Genomic DNA, 20,762 nt, shown 5'->3' on the forward strand with positions numbered 1-20,762 from the left:
CGGCGCCGCTGGTGCGGCGCCGCATCCGGCGGACTACTTGGTGAAGGAGCCCGCCACCGACGACGGCGGGGCGGCGTGGTAGACCTGCTGCCAGGCCTTCAGCACGTTCGAGTGGTCCACGGGCAGCGCGGGCACCGCCACGTAGGCCGGCGTCTTCTTGCCGAGCAGGGCCAGCGCGCCGAGCCGCGCCTCGGTCACGCCCTGGTCGAAGGGGCGCTGGGCGCCGAGCCCCACGACCAGCTTGTTCTTGGCGAGAGCGATCGCCACGTTCGTGCCGAGGTCCTCCGTCGCGATCTTGAGGTCCTGGTTGCCGGCGGCGCGCGCGGCCGCCATCACCCCTTCGGCCGGGACGTCCCACACGGCCCAGAGCCCCTTGAGATCCGGGTGCTTCGTGAGCATCGCGCTGGCCGCGACCTGCGCCTGACCGGCGAAGTCCGGGCCGGCGATGCCGGTGGAGGCGACCACCTGGATCTTCGGGAACTCCTTCTTGATCGTGTCGGTGAAGCCCTGGTAGCGCTGCTTCGTCACGAAGAAGTCGGCCTGGTGGAAGATCGCGCCGATCTTGCCCTCGCCTCCGATCGCCTTCGCCATCTCGTACGCGGAGACCACGCCGTTGCCGTAGTTGTCCGCGGAGACGTCCGAGACGTAGTCCTTCCCGGCGGTCATGCCGTTCGGGACGTTGCCCATGAAGACGAGCTTCGCGCCCGCCGCGGCGGCGGCCTTGTACGCGGAGGCGGTCGCCACCGGGTCGGTGGGGATCGAGACGACGATGTCGGGCTTCTTCGTCATGACCGTCTGCAGCTGCGAGACCTGCAGGTCGGGCTTGAAGTTCGCGTCGGTGGTGGCCACGAGCCGGATCCCGAGCCGCGCGAACTCGCTCTTCAGGCCGGCGATCTGCGCGGTGGCCCAGTCGTTGCCGCCGTAGTGCATGACGATCGCCGCGCTCGCGTGCTTCGCCTTGATCGCGGCGATGTCGCCCGCGGTGAGGTTCGCGGAGCTCGCCTGCGCCGCCGTCTCGCCGTGCGGGCCCTTGCTCTGCACCCCGCCCGAGCTGAGTGACGCGAGCGCCGCCTCCGCCTTCTTGACCGCGGGGTTGCTCGCGCTCGTCGCGCCCGCTCCCCCGGCCGAGGTGCATCCCACCAAGCCGGTGAGCACGGCCGCTGTGGCCGCGATCGTCGTGATTGCACGTCTCATCGACATTCTCCTGTCCCTCAGCGCCGAGGTGGCCGCTTCGCCTTCGTGAACGTTCACGTGTCGAGTAGCGTGAACGTTCACGGTCTCCTTGTCAAGGGGTGTCGCGCGACGGCGTGGCGTGGGTCGATGAGCGGCTGACCGGTGCCCGGCGAGCGGCACCTGCGAGGATGAGGAGGCCGCCGAGCGCCGGCCCGACGACGGGCCGTGCCGGAGCCTGCGGACGGTGCGGCGGAGAGGAGCGCAGTGATCGGCGGACCGGCACAACAACCCCGCGGCGCCACGCAGCGGAAGCCGAGCATCACGGACGTCGCCCGCCTCGCCGGCGTCTCGTACCAGACCGTCTCCCGCGTCATCAACAACGCGAGCGACGTCAGCCCCGAGACCAGGCAGCGCATCCTCGACGTGATCGAGGAGGTCGGATACCGCCGCAACCGCATGGCGACCGCCCTCGTCACGAACCGCTCGACCGGCATCGGCATCGTCACGAGCGACTCACCCCGCCTCGGGCCGATCGGGACCCTCGTCGCGCTCGAGAAGGAGGCGCGGCTGAAGGGCTACGGCACGGCCGTGGTCACGGTCGAGGAGCCGTACGAGGGCTCCGTCGAGCACGCGCTCGAGACGCTCGAGGACGCCGGGGTGGCCGGTGTCGTCGTCATCGCGCCGCTCGTGTCGATGGCCGCCGCCGTGTGGAACGCCCGGGTGCGGGTGCCCGTCGAGATGATCGCCGCGGGCGTGTCCTCGACGCCGGAGGTCGTCACCTACTCCGAGAACCAGGAGCTGGGCGCCCGCCTGGCCACGCAGCACCTCATCGATCTCGGCCACACCGACATCGCCCATCTCGGCGGCGCGCTCGAGTGGTTCGACGCCCAGTCGCGCCGGCGCGGCTGGGAGGGGGCGCTGCAGGACGCCGGGCTGTCGCCGGGGCTGTACCTCGAGGGCGACTGGAGCCCGAGGTGGGCGTACGAGACGACGCTCCGCCTCATCGACGAGGGCAGGCTCCCCGAGGCGGTCTTCGCGGTGAGCGACCACACCGCCCTCGGCCTGATCCGGGCGGTCGCGGAGCGCGGCCTCCGGGTCCCCGAGGACATCAGCGTCGTGGGCTTCGACGACGTGGAGGGCTCGGACTACTTCCGGCCGCCGCTCACCACGGTGCGGCAGGACTTCCCCGCGCTCGCCCGGTCGAGCCTCGAGGTGCTCCTCGCGGCGATCGAGGGACGGGCGGTCAGCCGCTCCCCGAGCTCGCCCACCCTGATCGTCCGGGAGAGCGCGGCGCCGCGGGCCCAGCGCGGATGATCCCGGACGACCTGCCGGCGACGGCGGCGTGGATCCATTCCGGCGGCCGGTCGGGGTTCGAGAGCGTCGCGCTCCGCCGCGAGCCCGGCGGGTGGCTCGTCGTCGGGTCGACCACGGCCGTCGAGGACGGCGCCGCCTGGTGGCAGTCCTACGAGATCCGCCTCGACGGCCGGGGCCTCACCGAACGCGTCCACGTGCGCACCCGGGTGGCCTCGGAACCGGAGCGCACCCTCGCGCTCGTCCACGACGGTGCGGGGAGCTGGACCGTCGACGGCGTGCGGACGGACGAGCTCGACGGCTGCCTCGACGTGGACCTCGAGGCGTCCGCCCTCACCAACGCCTTGCCCGTGCGGCGTCTGCTCGTCGCCGGCCGTGCGGCGGCGAACGCACCGGCCGCCTTCGTGCCCGTCCACGCCCCGGACGTGCGGCGTCTCGAGCAGCGCTACGTGCGCGCGGGCGGGACCGGCGACGGGCCGCCGGCCTTCGACTACACCGCACCGGCGTTCGACTTCGCCGCGCGGATCACGTACGACGGCGCCGGCCTCGTGCTCGACTACCCGGGCATCGCGCGCCGCTCCCGCCCTTGATCCCTCCGGGAGATGCGATTACCGTGCCGGAAGCCCCAACGACCGAGAGGAACCCGGCGATGCCTGCAGCCGTCCGCGCCCACCAGCGCTGACGCCTGCCCGCCCCTTCCTCCGCGAGTTCCTGACGTCGGCGCATCCGCCGACGATCAAGGAGTTCCGTGCTGCATCAGCACACCCGCCGCCTCGGCGCGCGTCGCCGTCCTGACGGTGCCGGGGCGGCGCCCCGGCTGCTCAACCTCGGCGTCGTCGCGCACATCGACGCGGGCAAGACGAGCCTCACCGAGCGCCTGCTCTTCGACACGGGCGCCACGGCCTCGCTCGGCCGCGTCGACGCCGGGACGACCCGCACGGACTCGATGTCGATCGAGCGGCGTCGGGGCATCACCATCCGCGCGGCGGTGACCGCGGTGCGGATCGGGGAGGTCGACGTCAGCGTGATCGACACCCCGGGGCACTCGGACTTCGTCGCCGAGGTCGAACGGTCCCTCGGCGTCCTCGACGCCGTGATCCTCGTGCTGTCCGCCGTGGAGGGCGTGCAGCCGCAGACCGTCACGCTGTGGCGGAGCCTGCGCCGGATCGGCATCCCGACACTGCTCTTCCTCAACAAGATCGACCGTGGCTCGGCGGATCCGGAACGGGTGCTGACGGACGTGCGGCAGCGGCTGACGCAGGATGTCGTCCCGCTCACCGGTGTCCGGCTGCCGGGATGCGCGGCGGCCGAGATCGGACGGCGGGCCTGGCACGACCCTCGGGTCCTCGAGCCGGTCGTCGGCACCGACGACCGGCTCCTGCAACGCTGGGTGGACGGCCGTCCCGTCGAGGACCTCGAGCTCGAGGACGCCCTGCGGCGCGCGACCGACCGCGGGAGGCTCTTCCCGGTGCTCTCCGGCTCGGCGGTCACCGGCGCGGGCATCGACCACCTCCGCTGGGCGGTGGAGCACCTCCTCGCGAGCCCGCCCGGCGTCGCCGGCGCACCGGCGGCGACCGTGTTCGCCGTCGACCGCACCGCCGCGACGCGTCGCACCTGGCTGCGGCTCTGGGCTGGCGAGATCACGGTGCGCGACAGACTCGGCACCGGCGAGCGCACCGACCGCATCACGAGCATCACGGTGGAGACGCCCGGCGGCACGGAGCACCGCGAGGCCGCCTGCAGCGGCGAGCTCGCCGCGGTCACGGGGCTCACCGGCCTCCGCATCGGCGACGTCCTCGGCGCGCCTCCCCCGGCGCGCGGCGCAGCCCGGCTCACCGGGGCGACGTTCGAGGCGGACGTCCAGCCGGTCGACCCCGGCGACCGCATCCGGGTGATGCAGGCGCTGCGGGTGCTCGCGGACGAGGACCCCCTGCTCGACCTGCACGTCGACGGGGAGTCGGTGCGCGTCCGCACCCACGGCGAGGTGCAGCGCGAGGTGATCGCAGCCCTGCTCGAGGAGCGGTTCGGTGTCGCGGCCCGCTTCTCGCACTCGACGGTCGCCTGCATCGAACGCCTCTCGGGCGACGGGCACGCGGTGGAGACGCTCGGTGTGAACGGCAACCCCTACCTCGCGACGGTCGGGCTCACGCTCACGCGCCTGCCCGACTCGGGCGACGTCGTGTTCTCGCCCGGGGTGCAGCGGGGCCTCCTGCCGCAGTCCTTCGTCGCCGCCACGGAGGAGGGCGTCCGCGACGCGCTCCGGCAGGGGCCGCACGGATGGCCGGTGCTCGGCGTCGCCGTCACGATGACGGCGTCGCGGTACTTCCCGCGGCAGAGCCACGCCCATCAGAGGTTCGACAAGGCGATGTCGAGCGTGACGGCGGACTTCCGGCACCTCGCCCCCGTGGTCCTGGCGGAGTGCCTCCGGCAGGCCGGCACCCACGTCTGCGAGCCCCTCGAACGGTTCGACCTCGACGTGCCGGCGGTCCACCTCGGGGCGGCCCTGCAGCTGCTCACCCGCTGCGACGGCGTCGTCGACCTGACCGACGGGACCGGGCGCTACCGGCACCTCGGCGGCACCCTCCCGACCGCGCGGCTCGGCACGGTCCTGCAGGCCCTGCCCGATCTGACGGGCGGCGAGGGCGCGCTCACGAGCCGGTTCGACTCCCACCGCGCCGTCCGGGTCGATCGCGATTGGGCGAGGACCCGCACCGGGCCGGACCCGTCCGACCGGGAGGGCTGGTTCCGTGCGCGGCCTCGGTGAGCGGCCGCGACGTCCTCCGCCGGCCCCCGCAGCGTCCCGGAGCGGCGGAGGGCGTGATGGGCGCGCTCGATACCCTGCGCCCATGAGCAGCAGGCACATCGTGGCCGGGAGCGCGGGGTACGTGAGCGACGACGGCCACCGCCCCCGGTTCGGTCCGACGATCGAGTACGCCCTGACGCTGCGCGAGCGATCGAACCCGAGGATCGCCTACCTCGGGACCGCGACGGGCGACGCGGCCACGGGGATCGCGGCCTTCTACGACGCGGCCAGCCAGGCGCGGGTCGAGGCGTCGCACCTGCAGCTGTTCCCGCTGCCGAACCACCTCGGCATCGAGGAGCACCTGCTCGCGCAGGACGTGATCTGGGTGGGCGGGGGCTCCGTCGCGAACCTCGTCGCGGTGTGGCGGGTGCACGGCCTCGATCACGTGCTGCGGAAGGCGTGGGATGCGGGCATCGTGCTCGCCGGGGTGAGCGCGGGCGCGATCTGCTGGAGCGTCGGCGGCCCGACGGACTCGTTCGGCGTCGACCTGAAGCCGTTCCGCGACGGCCTCGGCCTCCTCCCCTACTCCTGCGGCGTCCACTACGACAGCGAGGAGCGACGGCGGCCGCTGTTCCAGCGGCTCATCGCGAGCGGCGAGCTGCCCGACGGGTACGCGACCGACGACGGCGTGATGATCCACTTCGCCGGCGATCGCTTCGTCGCCGCGGTGAGCGACCGCCCGGACGCGTTCGCGTACCGGGTGCACCTCGAGGGCGGCGCCGTGCAGGAGGACCGCATCGAACCGCGGCTCCTCGCCGGGTGATCAGCGGAGCCTCCGGCCCCGGTGTGGGACGATCTGCCCGCGACCGGGCGGGACGCCCCGTACGCCTCCTGGACGAGAGGACGCGCCGTGGACGGATACCCGTCGTTCGAGGAGATCGTCGCCGAGGAGGCCGAGCTGCAGCTCGCCTCCTTCACCCATGAGGACGCGCTCGCACTCGGCATGCGGCTCCTCGACCTCGCGCGCGCGGACGGCCTGCCGGTCGCGGTCGATGTGCGGAAGGGTGCGCAGCAGGTGTTCCACGCCGCGCTGCCCGGCTCGTCCGCCGACAACGACTCCTGGATCCGCCGCAAGGTGCGCGTCGTGGAGCGGTGCGGCACCAGCTCGCTCGCGGTCGGCCAGCTGTGGCGCGAGCGCGGCACGACCTTCGCGCAGGCCTCGAGCCTCGATCCGACGCGCTTCGCCGCCGCGGGTGGCTGCGTGCCGGTGCTCGTCCGCGGCGTCGGCCCGGTCGGCACGGCGACCGTCTCGGGGCTGCCCGAGGTCGAGGACCACCGCCTCGTGGTGCGCGCGCTCCGGGCCCACCTCGCCGCGGCCGGCAATCGGGCCTAGGGAGCTTCCCGGACGACGGCGAGCGATGCGGCCGGGTCCGCTCGCCGCTCGAACACCTCGAGGCGGGTCGGCGTGCCGTCAGGACGGGACGGACGCGGGGGCCGGGTCGGCCGCGCTCGCCGCGCGGAGGTCGGCGTCGATCGCCGCCTGCACGGCCTTGGGGAGGATGAAGAACTCGACGGAGAGCGGCAGGCCGTCCTCCCAGCGGCTGCGGGTGCGCAGCGTGCGCGCCGCCTGGGGCGCGTGCCGGTCGAAGACGTCGAGCACGGTGGCGTGGGCCGCCGGGTCGTCGATGATGTCGCCGAGGGCCGTCTCGAGTGAGAGCGCGGGCAGCCGCGGGGACGCGGGCAGCGGTGCGTCCACGGTCCAGGTGTGCTCGCCGCTGCCGACCTCGAACGCGTCCGAGCCGTCCGGCAGCCGCACGGTCGCGCGGGTGTTCGCCGGCACGACCGCGTGGACGTGCACCGTGTCGCCCTCGCGCCGCCAGCCGGCGGTCGCGGTGCCGTAGGGCGTGCGGTGGGTCGCCTCCGCGTGGTCGAAGGCGGGGAGCGGCACCGGCGCGATGCGCAGCGACCGGTAGCCCGGCTCGGCCGGCGCGAGACCGGCGAGGCCGCGGTGCAGCCAGTCGACGACGGCGCCGAACGCGTAGTGGTTGAACGAGGTGCTCGCCGGGTTCGGGGTGCCGTCGGGCAGCAGGGCGTCCCAGGCCTCCCACGTCGTGGTCGCCCCCATCGTGATGGGGTACAGCCACGACGGGCACTCCGTCGCGGTCAGCAGCCTCGTGGCGGCGGCCTGCTGGCCCGTCGTTGCGAGCGCCTCGAGCACGAACGGCGTGCCGACGAAGCCGGTGCCGATCCGGTAGCCGTTCACGCGCACGAGCTTCGCGAGGCGGCGCCCCATGGCGAGGCGCCGCTCCTCGTCGGGCACCAGCCCGAACACGATGGCGAGCGCGTACGCGGTCTGCGCGTCCGAGACGATACGGCCCGACGGCGCCACGTACTCCCGGAGGAACGCGGCACGCACGGCGTCGGCCAGGCGCCGGTAGCGGGCGGCGTCCTGCGCACGACCGAGCACCTCGGCCGTGCGCGCGACGATGTCGGCCGACCGGAACAGGAAGGCGGTGGCGACGAGCTCCTTGTCGGCCTTGGCGTCCGTCGGGGAGTCGGCCGGCGCGGTCGGGTCGAGCCAGTCCGCGAACTGGAAGCCGCCCTCCCACAGGTGGTTCTCCCCGGCCGCCTGGGCGACGAGGTCGACCCAGCTCGTCATGCTCGGGTACTGGGCCTCGAGCACGGCCGTGTCGCCGTAGCGCTCGTAGAGGGTCCAGGGCACGATCGTCGCCGCGTCGCCCCAGGCCGCGGTGGGCGAGATGAACACCCCGGACACGTTCGGCACGACGAAGGGCACGGTGCCGCCGAGGGCCTCCTGCTCGACGGCGACGTCCGCGAGCCAGCCCGCGAGGAAGCCGTCGACGTCGAGGAGCGAGGCCGCGGTGGGCGCGAACATGCTGATGTCGCCGGTCCAGCCGAGCCGCTCGTCGCGCTGCGGGCAGTCGGTCGGCAGGGAGACGAAGTTGCTGCGGGTGCTCCAGACGACGTTGCGGTGCAGGGCGTCGACGAGCGGATGCGACGAGGCGAACGCACCGGTCGGCTCGAGATCGCTCGACAGCGCGACGGCGGTGAACGCATCGACGGGCACGTCGCCCGGCCACCCCTCGACGCTCGCGTACCGGAATCCGTGGAAGGTGAAGCGCGGCTCCCAGGTGAAGGGACCGCCGGGCGCGACGTAGACGTCGGTGGCCGCCGCGCCGCGCTGCGAGCGCCGGTCGAGCTCGCCCTGGTGGAGCACCTCCGCGTGCCGGAGGGTGATCGTCGTGCCGGCGGGCAGGTCGGCGGCGATGCGGACGCGGCCGGCGAGGTTCTGGCCGAAGTCGAGGATCGTGGCGCCCGAGGGGGCGAGGGACGTCGCGACGACGGGCAGCTCGGCCACGGCGCGGACCGGCGGGGCGGACCGCGGCACGGGGACGACCGTCGCACCGACCTCGGCCGGCGCCCAGTCGCGGTCGTCGAAGCCGGGTTCCGACCAACCGGGCAGCGCGTGCGTCGCGTCCTCGTGCTGGCCGCCGTAGATCCCGGCCGCGAGCACCGGACCGCCGGCGAGGCCCCGCCAACGCGGTCCCGTGGCGACGACCTGCGACCGGCCGTCGGCGTAGCGGAGCTCGAGCCGGAGGGCGGCGCTCGGCTGGTCCCCGTAGAACGGCTTCGCGTCGGCGCCGAACCCGTACCGCTCGGCGAACCAGCCCGCGGTCAGCTGGACGCCGATCGCGTTCCGGCCCGGCCGGAGCAGTGCGGTGACGTCCGTGGTGTCCTGGATCACGCGCCACTGGTACGCGGTCCAGCCCGGCTTCAGCGTGTCCTCGTCGACCGCGGTGCCGTTGATCTCGACCTGGTAGACGCCGTGGGCGGTCGCGGAGAGGATCGCCCGCTCGACCGGCGCGTCGACGTCGAACTCGGCACGGAGCAGCCCGGGCTGTCCCTGTCGCTCCGGCGTCGGCAGCGCGATCAGCGGCGCGGTCCAGGCACCCTCGGCGAGGAACGCGGCAGCGACCGTGCGCGGCTCGCTCCACTCGGAGACCGTCCCGTCGACGCCCCCGACGCGCACCCGCACCGTCCGCTCCTCCCCCGGCTCGAGCGGCGCGAACGGCCAGGCCACGAGCACCGACGCGTCCGCGTCGAGGCGGACGACCTGCCCGCCCGCCTCGATCTCGGCCCAGGCCTGGCGCCAGTCCCGCACGTCGGTGCTCGTCACCCAGCTGAGCCGGGGTACGGCGGTCGGCACGAAGGGCGAGTCGGCCCGGTGCTCCAGCTTCGTGACGTCGACGCGGGGCGACGAGGGCATCGGCTCTCCTTCGAGGGACTGACCAACCGGTTGGTTGGCGGCTAAGCTAACGGCACCGGAGGGGCACGTCAACGCGAAGGAGGCCCGGATGCCGGACGACGTCGCGGGCGCGCCGGCCGAGACGGACCGCGCGGCCCGCAGCCGGTCGCGCATCCTCGGCGCGGCGCGGGCCGAGTTCGCTGCCGCGGGCTTCGGCGGTGGCCGGGTCGAGCGCATCGCCACGCGCGCCGGCATCAACAAGGAGCGGATCTACGCCTACTTCGGCGACAAGCGCTCGCTCTTCGCAGCGGCGGTCGCCTCGGCCGTGGAGGAGCTCGGCGCGGTCCGGATCACGGGCTCGGACGGTCCCGCCGGCTGGGCGGAGCGGCTCTTCGACTTCATGGCCGACCACCCCGACACGGTGCGGCTGCTGCGCTGGTCGCACCTCGAGTCGGACGCGCCCTCCGAGGAGGCGGACGCGCGACTGGTCGATCTTCCCCGCCCGGAGGACGCGGTCGTCCGGTGGCAGCGCGACGGGCTCGTCCCCCCGGACCTGGATGCGCACGACCTCGTCGTGCTCGTCCTCGGCATGTGCGAGGTCTTCCACGCCCCGCCCTACCGCCCTGAGGGCCGGAACGCCTTCGCCGTCGAACGACGGCGAAGGGCGCTCGTTCGGCGCACGGTCGCGCTGCTCGCCGACGCCGGGGCGGAGCCCGGAGGCGCCGCCCGACGCGATCAGCCCTCGCCGTTGTAGTACGGCCAGGGCAGGAAGCGCCGCTCACCGCGGCGGTCGGGCCCCTGCAGCGTCACCTCGCCGGTCGCCGCCCACTCGACGCCGCGCGGGAACAGGCGGATGAACTCGATCCGGCGGAACGTGTCGATGTCGTGGCCGATCGTGATCGTGAACGAGCGGCCGGCGCCGTACTCGTTGATCCACGCGAGCGGCTGGTCCGTGTCCACGCCGTACATCCGGGCCTTGTCGCCCTCGGGGATGTTGACCGGGTAGTGCGACATCGGCCAGACCGGCGCCTTCTCGTACGACTCGAGGTCGTCGAAGGTCGTGAGCAGCACGCGGGTGCCCTCGTACACCTCGACGCCGGTGAGGATGTCGTCACCGGTCACCGTCCAGCGCGCGCTGATCCCCTCGGTGATCGGGTGGCGTGGCTCGGCGGTGTCGAGCTGCGCCTCGCCCCAGGGCCGCGGCCGAAGGCTCGTCTTCTGGCTCAGCTTCGCGCCGCGCATCACGTTGTACTCCTCGGGGTAGCCCCAGTCGTCCTCCTGGGCGGCGGACCCGTGGAACCAGACCATGCCCTTGCCGTGCTCGTGCACGAAGCGCAGCAGCGCGGCGTCGGTCTCCTCCCCGAACCCGACGGCCTTGTCGAAGTAGCCGTCCCGCCCCTCGAAGATCACGATCACGACGTCGTAGCGGTCGATCACCTCGGTACCGAGACCGCGCGGGTCCTCGATCACCCGCACTCGGAAGCGGCCGGTGTCCTCGAGCAGCTGCGTCAGCCACACGTTGTGCTGCCGGAAGCTGCGGTGCTCGTTGTCGTGCTCCCGGGTCATGTGCCCCGACAGGATCAGGACCTGCAGCCGCTCGCTCATCGGACCGCCTCCGCGCGCTCGGCGAGCCGGGCGGCCGCGGCACGCGCCCCGCGCACGGCGATCGCGACGCTCATCAGCGTCGGGTTCATCGTCGTGGCGGTGGGGATCAGGGCGTTGCCGCCGACGACGAGGTTGTCGAAGCCCCAGACGCGGGAGTCGGGGTCGGCGACCGAGGTGCCGTCGTCGTGCTCCCCCATCCGCATCGTGCCCTGGTAGTGCAGGCTCGATCCGTTCGGCAGCAGCCGCGGCTCCGCGATGAACGTGCCGAGCGCCCGGCCGGCGCGCCGGAGGTGCTCGGTGCCGGCCGCGATCTCGGCCTGCTCGGACTCGGTGAGCTCGTACCGGATGGTCATGTTCGGGAAGCCGCGGTAGTCGGGCTCGTCGTCGTCGAAGGTGACGCCGTCCTCGAAGCGCGGCTGCTTGCGCATGCCGTAGCCCATGTTCACGTAGCCCCAGCGGTTCCCGGCCGCGGGGTGCTCGGGGTCGAGCGGGAAGGGCGGGTTCTCGGCGTACATGACCTGGAGCGAGAAGGGATGGCCCGGCTCGGAGAACGGGATGCGGTTCACGGCGGCGACGGGATCCGTGGGGTTCGTGGCGCGGCGGGCGAGCTCCTCGGCGAGCTGCTCCTCCGTCGCGTGGCGCCGCATGCGCTCCTCGTCGAGCACGACCGTGGAGATCACCATCGGGTGCTCGGTGAGGTAGCGGCCGAGCGCGGGAGGGCGGATGCCCGAGGCCCAGAGCAGCTGCGGCGAGCGGAAGGCGTCGGCCGCCACGACGACGAGGTCGGCCGGCACGAACGACGTCTCCTTCGTGCGGAGGTCCTCCACGGTCACGCCGGTCACGTGGCCGTCCTCGTGCTCGATGCGGCGGACGAGCGTGAGGTCGCGCAGCTCGAAGCGGTCGGCGAGCGGTCCCGGCTCGAGCAGCGGGCCGAGGACGACGTCGGCGCCCGCCCAGCGCATCGAGCCGTCGGGCTGCGGGTCGCCGGCGACGGGCAGCGTGCTCACGCCGTACCCGTCGGGCAGCTCGGCGCCGAACTCCTCCTGCAGCAGTGCCCGGATGGCCGACCCGACGCCCGAGTCGGCGAACGCGGCGCTCTGCACGTGGAGCAGGCGGCCGGCCTCCTCCACGAGCGCCTCCCAGTCGTCGTCCGGGAGGAAGGGGATCCGCTCGCTGAAGGACGGCGCGGGCGTCGCGCACGTCCAGTGCGCGCCCATCCCCCCGACGTTCGTCGAGGCCGCGCCCGCCGGGAAGGTCGGCGCGTGCGCCGAGCCCGGGCCGCCGAAGTCGAGGAGGTGGGTGCCGCCCCGGGCGGTGAACATGCCCTCGACCACGGCGGCCTCGGGGATGCCGAGCGACGCCCGGTGGGATCCGGCCTGGGGGCCCTGCGAGCGCTCGCGGGCCAGCTCCTTCGCGTCCGGGTCGGGGATGTTCCGCACGCTCTCGCCGGGCACATCGGTGAGGCGCGGACCGGCCTCGAAGAGGACCACGCGGGCGTCGGGGACGGACTCGAGCAGGATGCGCGCGTACGCGGATCCGATCGGGCCGCTGCCGACCACCGCGACGGTGGGCGAAGAGGTCATTGCTGCTCCTTTGCGGCTGGGGTCAGGCGAGGGACGACTCGGGCACGGCCTCGACGTGGGTGTCGGGCAGCCGGCCCGCCGGCAGCAGCGCGGAGGCGACGATGCCGAGGGCGTAGGTGACGGCGAGCGCGACGAAGACCGGCGCGAACACGCCACGGTAGATCTCCGCGACCTGCGCCTGCAGGGCGGCGGGCGAGGCGTGCACCGCGGCCGGCGTGAGCTCGGCCGCATCGATGCCGGCGGGCAGCAGCGCCGCGACCCCGAAGCCGATGACCCCGCCGATGATCGCGGTGGCGACGGTGGAGCCGACCGAGCGCACGAGGTTCACGGAGGCGGTGACGGCGCCCATCTCGCCGGCCGGCGCCGCGCTCTGCACGACCGCGACGATGAGGCTCATGAAGGCGCCGGTCCCGAGCCCGACGACGGCCATCACCACCATCGGCACGACGAGGGGCATGCCGACGGGCAGGGCCGCCATGACGGCGAGGCCGATCGCGCCGAGCGCCGTGCCGAGCAGCGGGAACGCGCGGTAGTGCCCCGTCCGGCTCACGAGCCAGCCGGAGAGCAGGTTCGACACGAGCATGCCGAACACGGTCGCGATCGGGACGAGTCCGGACACGGTCGCGGTGGTGCGGTAGGCCATCTGGAAGTAGGTCGGCAGGTACGAGGTGATCGAGAAGAGCCCCACACCGACGATGGCCGACACCGCCGTGCCGACGGCCACCGTGCGGTGGGCGAAGAGGTGCAGCGGCACGATGGGCGTCTCGGCCCGCGACTCCGCCACGGCGAACGCGGCGAGCGCCACGACGGCGATGCCGGCGGCGAGCGCGGCAGCCGGCCGGAGCGCGGCGTCGCCGATCCAGGTCGCCGCCATGACGAGCCCGGCCAGGCCGATCGTCATGGTGACGGCCCCGGCCGCGTCGAAGCGCATCCGGTGGTCATCGCCCGGCAGGTGCGGCACGGCGACGAGCGCGAGCGCGAATGCGACGAGCCCGACGGGCACGTTCACCCAGAACACCCACGGCCAGCCCCAGTAGTCGGTGATGAGGCCGCCGAGCACGGGGCCGATGAGGATCGCCACGGGGAACGCGGCGCCGATGATCGCCATGTACTTGGGACGCTGCCGCGGGGTCGTCGTCCGCGCGGTGATGGTCTGCGACATGAGCTGCAGCCCCGCGGAGCTCATCCCCTGCACGACGCGGGCGGTGATGAGCCAGACGATGTCCTGCGCGAACCCGCAGGCCAGGGAGGCGAGCACGAAGACGAGCAGCGACGCGAGGAACACGGGCCTGGGGCCGAACGAGTCGCCGATGCGGCCGAGCACGGGCAGGAGCACGGTGCTCGCGAGCGTGTAGCCGACGACGATCCAGCTCATGTGCTCGAGCGCGCCGAGCTGCCCGGCGACCGTGGCGAGCGACGTGGCGACCACGGTGTTGTCGAGCGCGCCGAGGAACGACACCGCGAGCAGGGCGACGAGGAGGACCCGGAAGCGCGGCGCGGAGAGGATCATGACGCGGTGGAACCCCATCGGGTGGTCGACGCGACCGACTGTGACCCCGGCCGGTCCCGGCGGGGTACGGGCCCGCAGGCCCCGACGTCGCCTCCATCGTAGTGCGGCTTCTGTCGGAAATCAACGAAACTCCCTGCTGCTCGATCTGTCCGCAGCAGCGCTACTTCTGTCAGAATCAAGCATGACCCGTGCATCGGCCCTGCGCTTCGGCGCACAGACGGACGAGGTCGTGAGCCTGCTCCGGATCGTCAACCTGGTGCGCACCGGGGAGGCCGGGACGCGCCCCGAGATCGGGCGGCTCACGGGACTCGGCCGCGGGGTCGTCACGCAGCGCGTCGACGCGGCGATCGAGATGGGCTTCCTCGAGGACGGCGAGTTCGGGCCCTCCTCCGGCGGCCGTGCGCCCCGCCGGCTCCGCTTCCGGGCGGAGCAGGGTGTGATCGCGATCTGCGCGCTCGGCGCGCTCCACCTCCGGGTCGGCCTGGCGCACCTGGACGGCCGCATCGTGGCGTCGGACCACCGCCCCTGGGACATCGCCCGCGGACCCGAGGAGACGCTCGAGGTGGCCTTCGGCATGCTCGACCGGCTGCTCGACGACGCCGGGACCCCGGACGTCTGGGCCTCCGCCGTGGGCGTCCCCGGGCCGGTCGACTTCGAGCACGGCATGCCGGTGGCACCGCCGATCATGCCCGGCTGGAACGGCTTCGACGTGCGAGGGCGGTTCGCACGGCGCTTCGGCGCGCCGGTCTGGGTCGACAACGACGTGAACCTGCTCGCACTCGCCGAGCGCACCCGCCGGGGCGACGACGACATCGACCTCATCTACTGCAAGATCGGCACCGGCATCGGCGCGGGCCTCCTCACCCGGGGCCGCATCCACCGCGGGGCGAACGGCGCGGCGGGCGACGTCGGGCACGTGCGCCTCCCGGGTTCCGTCGAGCCCTGCCGATGCGGCAAGCGCGGGTGCCTCGAGGCGGAGGCGGGCGGCTGGGCGGTCGTCCGGGAGGCCGAGCGGGCCGTCGCGAACGGCGCCGGCGGTCCGCTGGCGGCGCTCGGCACCCTGACGCCCGAGTCCGTCGCGGTCGCGGCCATGAACGGCGACGCCCTCGCGATCGCGCTCGTCGAGCACGCCGCGCAGCGGGTCGGCGAGTCGCTCGCGGCCCTCGTCAACATGTTCAACCCGAGCGTGATCGTGGTCGGCGGCGCCGTCTCGGCGGCGGGCGAGACGTTCCTCGCGCAGGTGCGGCAGCGGGTGTACGAGCTCTCGCTCCCCCTCGCCACCCGCGACCTGGCGATCGTCCGCTCGCACGGCGACGCCGACGAGCCCCTGCGCGGCGGCGCGGCCCTCGCGATCGAGCAGCTCTTCGAGGCGACCTTTCCCCGCTGGTTCGCGGCGGGGCGCCCGAGCATCGAGCGGATCGCCCAGGTCGCCTGACCCACGAAGCGGCGACCGGCCCGGGTTCAGGGCGCGGCGACCTCGGTCCAGGCGGATCGATCGGCGGCGCTCGCCTCGACGGCTGCGAGCACCCGCTGCACCGAGAGGCCCTCCGCGAAGGTCGGGTGTGGATCCGTGCCGTCATGGATCGCCCGCACGAGGTCGACGACCTGATGCGTGAAGCCGTGCTCGTAGCCGAGCATGTGGCCGGCCGGCCACCACGCGGCGACGTAGGGGTGCTCCGCCTCGGTGACGAGGATCGTCGTGAACCCCTGCAGGGGCCCCGGCGCGGTGCGGTCGTAGAACCGGAGCTCGTTCAGCCGCTCGAGGTCGAACGCGAGCGCGCCGCGGTCGCCCGAGACCTCGATCGTGAGCGCGTTCTTGCGGCCGGTGGCGAAGCGGGTCGCCTCGAAGGAGACGAGCGCGCCGCCGTCGAGCCGTCCCGTGAAGATCGCGAGGTCGTCGACCGTGACGGGACCGGTGTCGCCGGTCGCGGTGCCGGTGAACCCGATCCGCTCCCCCACGGTGGGCCGCTCCGTCACCACGGTCTCGATGGAGCCGGACACCGCCCGCACCGGCTGCCCGGTGACGAACTGGGTCATGTCGACGATGTGCGCGCCGATGTCGCCGAGCGCGCCGGAGCCGGCGTGCTCCTTCTGCAGGCGCCAGCCGAGCGGCACCGACGGGTCGACGAGCCAGTCCTGGCGGTACGCGGCGCGCACCTGCTGGACGCGGCCGATCCGCCCCTCGGCGATCAGGTCCCGCAGCAGCGTGACGGCGGGGACGCGCCGGTAGGTGAAACCGACCATCGCGCGGACGCCGCGGGAACGGGCGCGCTCGGCGGCCGTCGCCATCGCCTCGGCCTGCTCGACCGAGTTGGCGAGCGGCTTCTCGCAGAGCACGTGCTTGCCCGCGTCGAGCGCGGCGATCGCGATCTCGGCGTGCGAGTCGCCCGGGGTCACCAAGTCGACGACGTCGATGTCGTCCCGGGCGATCACCTCGCGCCAGTCCGTCGCCGCCTCGGCCCAGCCCCAGTGCTGCGCGGCCTCCTCGACGGCGGCCCGGTTCCGGCCGACCACGACCGCCGTCTCGACCTGCTCGGGGAGGTCGAAGACGCGGGGCGCCTGCCGCCAGCCGACCGAGTGCGCGGCGCCCATGAAGCCGTAGCCGATCATCGCGACGCGCAGGGTCATGCGAGCACCACCTCGCGCTCGACCGGCACCCGGTTCGTCACGTAGCGCTGCGGCGCGATCTGCATGTAGAGCAGGCGCATCGTCAGCACCACCTCGACGGTGACCGATTCGCCCGGCGGCGGCACCTCGTCGAGGTGCGCGACCACGTCGGGCCGGTCCGCGACGAACCAGAGGGTCTCGGACTGCTCGGGCAGCTCCTCGATCCGGTAGGAGTGCCCCTGCAGCTCGAAGCGCAGCCGGTCCTTCGGCACCGGCACGCCGTTCACGGTCATCTCGACGCCGTCGACCGCCGAGAGCCAGAGGCTGCGGTACCAGGGCAGCTGCACGGAGACGGCGATGCCGTCCGGCAGCCGCCGGACGTCCTTCGCCTGGAAGAGGGAGTTGTGGGTCGCCATCGCCTCGCCTACTCGTCGATGTCGGTGATGGTGGCGTACGGCTCCGGCGGCACGGGCTGCAGCTGCTGCACCGTCGCGGGGCTGTACGGGTGGTTCGTGTCGCGGACCGGCTCGTCCGCCGGCGGCATGAAGACGGGCTTCCCGTCGTCGCCGAAGTACATGAGGTCGAGGTCGAACGCGCCCTGGTTCTTCTCGCCGAAGCTGACCCAGTTCTCCTCGAACGGCGCGCGGGCGAGCTCGTAGCAGCGGAACCGCCAGATCCTCCACTCGCCGTCCTGCTTCAGGAAGTCGATCGCGTACTTGCACCACACCCAGTGCGCCCAGACCTTCTTGCCGAGCACCTCCTTCGGCGAGTACATGTCCGGGAACTCCTCCGCGACCTTCGGGTCGGTGAGGCCGGATTCGGTGCCCGCCATGAGCCAGACGCCGCGGGCGGTCTCGCCGTCGCCGGCCACCTCGATCACCGGCGTGGTGGTGGTGTGGAGGATGAGCTTGCCGACCGGGGACGGCCGCCCGCGGTGGTACCTCGTGACGCTCTCCCACGTCGTGTAGACGCCCGCGTTCGTGTACTGCGCGCGGATGCCGGGCGTGCCCTCCTTGACCCACAGCGGGATGATCCGCTCGTCCTGGAACGCGTTGTGCAGGAACATGTAGCGGCCCATGAGGTTCTCCACCTCCCCGCGGTCCGCGGCGCGGCGGGCGAGCAGGGTCGTGGCGGCGAGCTCCTCGCGGAGCCGCGCCACCTCCGCCTCGAGCGAGGTCGTGTCGACGGTGTCGGTCATGCTGCAGAACTCCTTCGTTTCGGTTCCTGATCAGGCGGGGACGCCGACGGCGTCCCCGTGGTGCGGCGCATCGGGTCGTGCCGGCGCGCGGAGCTCCACGAGGACCACCGCCTGCGGTGCGAGGTCGAGGTCGAGCTGCACGCCGCCCGCGTCGGACACCCGGAGATCGAGAGGGCCGTCGACGTCTCCCGTCGTCGAGGTGCGCGTGGCGCTCACCGTCCGGCCCGCCCAGGGCAGGTTCCGGATCTCGACGCGGACGGATCCGACTCCCGCCGACGCCAGCTCCCGCCGTTGCGGCGGCAGGGTGAGGCCGAGCTCGATGCGCTCAGCGCCGATGGGGATGCGGAACGTGAAGCGGTCCTCCGCCCGTTCGACGAGCGCCGAATCAGGGGCGACGTAGTTGGCGACGAGCACGCGCACCACGTCCCCGTCTCGACCGGCGGCGCAGGTGAGACCCGATTCGTCCCCGCCGGTGACCGCCAGGCGGTGACCCCGGAGCGCTCGTCCGGCGAGGGCGAGCGCGCGGGAGCGTTCGTCGGGCCCGCCGTCCGCCGTTCCGACGCCGCCCGGATCGACGAAGCCGTAGTGGGGGTCGCGCCCGCTGTCGGCCCGGAAGAAGAAGGCATGGTCGATGACGGTGTCCTGCAGATGGATCGCCGTCGCCGCCTGGAACGCGCCCTTCTCCGCCGCCGGCGCGGAGCTGCTGGGAACGGCGAGGTAGTTCCAGTAGCAGAGCGTCAGGTCGGTGTCGGGAAAGCCGTGGCGGTCGAGCAGGGCGCGCAGCTCGGCGGACACGTAGCGGTAGTCGAGGGGATCGCGAGTGCCGTCCGTGAACCAGAGGAAGGAGAAGAAGTCCAACGGCAGCTCGTGCTCGCGCACGAACCCGAGGAAGCCCTCCCGGTACGGCGCATCGGCCTCGAGGGGGAACGCGTTGGCCGGACCGCCCACCGTCAGGGACCGGTCGACGCGCCGCACCGCCTCGCAGAACGCCCGGTACATGGCGTAGAACTCCTCGGGGCGTCCCGCGAAGTGCAGCTGTCCGAGGTCGGGCTGGTCCCCGAACTCGTAGATGCGGATCGGCTTCGACGGGCCGCCGGCCCACCCCTGCGAGTAGTGGCGCACGATGTGCTCGACGACGCGGCCGTACAGGTCGAGGTCGTGTGCGGGGAGCTTGTTGGAGGGGATCGAGCTGGCCACCGTGAACATGACCTCGGCGCCGATCGCGTGCACGGCCTCCACCCACGCGTCCGTCGCCGCGAAGTTGTAGCTCGCGGGATCGTCGACGGGAGCGTCCCAGTCGGGGAACAGGCTCCTCGGATCGCCTCGCGTGTCGAGCCGCGAGACCCAGTCGAACGACCGCACGACCGTGACCCCCGCTTCGCGCCACAGGGGCGTCATGTCCGGGAACTGCGGGTGGCCGGCGACCGGCCCGGGGATGCCTCCGACTCCGTTCAGCGGTCGGAAGGCGCTCTCGTCGCCGGCGTCGACCACGAGCAGTCGGGTGAGGGACGCCGACCTGGAGGAGCCCGCGGGGGACGATCCATCGGTGCTCGGCACGAGCATCTCCTTCACAGCGAGGGCCGGTCCGGCCGGTCAGTAGGGCATCCGCAGCAGGCGGTTCGCGTACTCGTTCGCGATCGGCTCGTCGTGGCGCAGGTGCTCGATGCGAGCTCGGTACGCCTCGGGCGTGACGGAGTCGAACTCCTCGAGCATCGACTCGATCGAGCGGTCGTGGACCGCACGGACGCGCGGCAGGCGGCGCTTCATGAACTCGAGCTGCGCATCGAGCAGGGTCTGCTCCTTCGCGAGCTCCTGGGCGAGGACGACTCCGTCCTCGATGCTCATGGCGGCTCCCGACCCCAGGTACGGGGTCATGGTGTGTGCCGCGTCGCCCAGGATCATCACGCGGCCGCGGAACCACGGGTAGGGCACCCACACGGTCGAGTAGGGCGTGTAGGCGACGTGCTCGGCGGAACGGACGTCCTCCAGCGCGTCCGCCAGGAACTCGGATCCTCCGGTGAGGGCGGCTGCACGGTCGTGCATGACCTGGGCCATGTGCTCCGGGTCGTACCGCGGGCGCCCCTCCTCCGCGACCGTGAGGACCATGTACATGGTGTCCTCGGACAGCGGCGTGAGCATGATCTTGCCGCCGTAGCCCTGGCAGATGATCGGCTGCATGATCCTGCGGCGATTCGGAAGCCCGGCACGCCAGGCCACACCCCCCACCGGGCGGGGAGCGTGCTTCTCGCCGAAGTAGTCGCGGCGGATCTGCGAGTTGACGCCGTCGAAGCCCAGGACGAGGTCGTAGTCGGCCTGGTCGCCGCTGCTGAAGGTGACTGCGGCCTTGTCGTCATCCTGTGCCACATCGGTGACGGTGGTGCTCATGCGGAAGGTGCAGCCGTTGTCGAGGGCGTGCTGCGCGGCCAGCCCGAGGAAGGCGACTCTCGACATCGTCACGCAGCCCGGGAGGCCTTCATCCCGGGTGCCGTAGCTCATGGTGCTGAGCAGGTTCCCGTCGGAGTCGTAGTTGTCGATCCCCGGCGCCGGGTGGCCCATCTCGAGGACCTTCTCCAGCAGGCCGATCTCGCGCACGGCTCGGAGGCCGTTGATGCGGAGGCCGAAGCCGACGCCGGCGACGCTGATCTCGGGCTTGTCGTCGATGACCTCGACACGAGCGCCGACTCGAGCCAAGGCCGAGGCGGTCGTCAGACCGCCGATGCCGGCACCGACGATCAGGATCTTCAGGGGCGCTCCCATGGTGTGGT

At 73.1% G+C, this 20,762-nt stretch carries 17 protein-coding genes; 7 read left to right on the forward strand and 10 right to left on the reverse strand.

The window, feature by feature from the left end; genetic code table 11:
• Positions 1–33: 33 nt before the first annotated feature.
• Positions 34–1,194 carry a substrate-binding domain-containing protein gene (locus tag QDR37_RS12870; protein WP_279714188.1) on the reverse strand — a complete coding sequence of 387 codons (1,161 nt, stop codon included), beginning with the start codon at positions 1,192–1,194 and terminating at the stop codon, positions 34–36.
• A gap of 243 nt (positions 1,195–1,437) precedes the next feature.
• Between QDR37_RS12870 and QDR37_RS12875 the strand changes: the two genes are divergently transcribed.
• The 5 genes from QDR37_RS12875 to QDR37_RS12895 all read left to right on the forward strand — a co-directional run bounded on the left by QDR37_RS12875 (position 1,438) and on the right by QDR37_RS12895 (position 6,620).
• Positions 1,438–2,487, forward strand: a complete 1,050-nt coding sequence (locus tag QDR37_RS12875) for a LacI family DNA-binding transcriptional regulator (protein ID WP_279714189.1) — start codon at positions 1,438–1,440, stop codon at positions 2,485–2,487.
• Positions 2,484–3,074: a putative glycolipid-binding domain-containing protein gene (locus QDR37_RS12880; protein WP_279714190.1), complete on the forward strand. Its 591-nt coding sequence runs from the start codon at positions 2,484–2,486 to the stop codon at positions 3,072–3,074. Before QDR37_RS12875 ends, QDR37_RS12880 begins: the two co-directional genes overlap by 4 nt.
• Before the next feature lie 158 nt (positions 3,075–3,232).
• A complete protein-coding gene (locus QDR37_RS12885) occupies positions 3,233–5,248 on the forward strand; it encodes a TetM/TetW/TetO/TetS family tetracycline resistance ribosomal protection protein (RefSeq protein WP_279714191.1) in 2,016 nt (671 codons plus the stop codon).
• 82 nt (positions 5,249–5,330) lie between these two features.
• Positions 5,331–6,050 carry a peptidase E gene (locus QDR37_RS12890; RefSeq protein ID WP_279714192.1) on the forward strand — a complete coding sequence of 240 codons (720 nt, stop codon included), beginning with the start codon at positions 5,331–5,333 and terminating at the stop codon, positions 6,048–6,050.
• An 87-nt stretch (positions 6,051–6,137) separates the two neighbouring features.
• On the forward strand, positions 6,138–6,620 hold the full coding sequence (locus QDR37_RS12895) for a heme-degrading domain-containing protein (protein ID WP_279714193.1): 483 nt from the start codon (positions 6,138–6,140) through the stop codon (positions 6,618–6,620).
• Between the two features lie 78 nt (positions 6,621–6,698).
• On the opposite strand, the gene QDR37_RS12900 is transcribed toward QDR37_RS12895, so the two are convergent.
• Positions 6,699–9,515 (reverse strand): alpha-L-rhamnosidase, encoded by a 2,817-nt coding sequence (locus QDR37_RS12900; protein ID WP_279714194.1) that lies wholly within the window; start codon positions 9,513–9,515, stop codon positions 6,699–6,701.
• Positions 9,516–9,603: 88 nt separating this feature from the next.
• On the opposite strand from QDR37_RS12900, the gene QDR37_RS12905 reads away from it, so the two are divergent.
• Positions 9,604–10,248: a TetR family transcriptional regulator gene (locus QDR37_RS12905; RefSeq protein WP_279714195.1), complete on the forward strand. Its 645-nt coding sequence runs from the start codon at positions 9,604–9,606 to the stop codon at positions 10,246–10,248.
• Here the strand turns inward: QDR37_RS12905 and QDR37_RS12910 are convergent.
• Genes QDR37_RS12910 through QDR37_RS12920 form a run of 3 tightly spaced genes read right to left on the reverse strand, consistent with a single transcriptional unit; the run spans position 10,230 to position 14,210 of the window.
• The gene (locus QDR37_RS12910; protein WP_279714196.1) at positions 10,230–11,099 is read right to left on the reverse strand and encodes a ThuA domain-containing protein; all 870 of its coding nucleotides are present in this window, start codon (positions 11,097–11,099) and stop codon (positions 10,230–10,232) included. The genes QDR37_RS12905 and QDR37_RS12910 overlap by 19 nt on opposite strands.
• Positions 11,096–12,682: a GMC oxidoreductase gene (locus QDR37_RS12915; RefSeq protein WP_279714197.1), complete on the reverse strand. Its 1,587-nt coding sequence runs from the start codon at positions 12,680–12,682 to the stop codon at positions 11,096–11,098. The genes QDR37_RS12910 and QDR37_RS12915 overlap by 4 nt, the downstream gene beginning before the upstream one ends.
• Positions 12,683–12,704: 22 nt before the next feature.
• Positions 12,705–14,210: an MFS transporter gene (locus tag QDR37_RS12920; protein WP_279714198.1), complete on the reverse strand. Its 1,506-nt coding sequence runs from the start codon at positions 14,208–14,210 to the stop codon at positions 12,705–12,707.
• A gap of 163 nt (positions 14,211–14,373) precedes the next feature.
• On the opposite strand from QDR37_RS12920, the gene QDR37_RS12925 reads away from it, so the two are divergent.
• The gene (locus QDR37_RS12925) at positions 14,374–15,627 is read left to right on the forward strand and encodes an ROK family protein (RefSeq protein WP_279714199.1); all 1,254 of its coding nucleotides are present in this window, start codon (positions 14,374–14,376) and stop codon (positions 15,625–15,627) included.
• A gap of 26 nt (positions 15,628–15,653) precedes the next feature.
• On the opposite strand, the gene QDR37_RS12930 is transcribed toward QDR37_RS12925, so the two are convergent.
• From QDR37_RS12930 to QDR37_RS12950, 5 genes are read right to left on the reverse strand one after another with little or no spacing between them, the layout of a single operon-like run.
• Positions 15,654–16,820, reverse strand: coding sequence for a Gfo/Idh/MocA family oxidoreductase (locus tag QDR37_RS12930; RefSeq protein ID WP_279714200.1), 1,167 nt, complete (start codon positions 16,818–16,820; stop codon positions 15,654–15,656).
• Complete coding sequence (locus QDR37_RS12935; protein WP_279714201.1) at positions 16,817–17,215, reverse strand: DUF6379 domain-containing protein; 399 nt, start codon at positions 17,213–17,215, stop codon at positions 16,817–16,819. Before QDR37_RS12935 ends, QDR37_RS12930 begins: the two co-directional genes overlap by 4 nt.
• Positions 17,216–17,223: 8 nt before the next feature.
• Complete coding sequence (locus tag QDR37_RS12940) at positions 17,224–17,997, reverse strand: nuclear transport factor 2 family protein (RefSeq protein ID WP_279714202.1); 774 nt, start codon at positions 17,995–17,997, stop codon at positions 17,224–17,226.
• 30 nt (positions 17,998–18,027) lie between these two features.
• Positions 18,028–19,554, reverse strand: a complete 1,527-nt coding sequence (locus tag QDR37_RS12945; protein ID WP_279714203.1) for a hypothetical protein — start codon at positions 19,552–19,554, stop codon at positions 18,028–18,030.
• A gap of 36 nt (positions 19,555–19,590) precedes the next feature.
• Positions 19,591–20,754 (reverse strand): FAD-dependent monooxygenase, encoded by a 1,164-nt coding sequence (locus QDR37_RS12950; protein WP_279714204.1) that lies wholly within the window; start codon positions 20,752–20,754, stop codon positions 19,591–19,593.
• Between the last annotated feature and the right edge of the window lie 8 nt (positions 20,755–20,762).

This window comes from Amnibacterium sp. CER49, assembly GCF_029846255.1.
Classification (GTDB): domain Bacteria; phylum Actinomycetota; class Actinomycetes; order Actinomycetales; family Microbacteriaceae; genus Amnibacterium.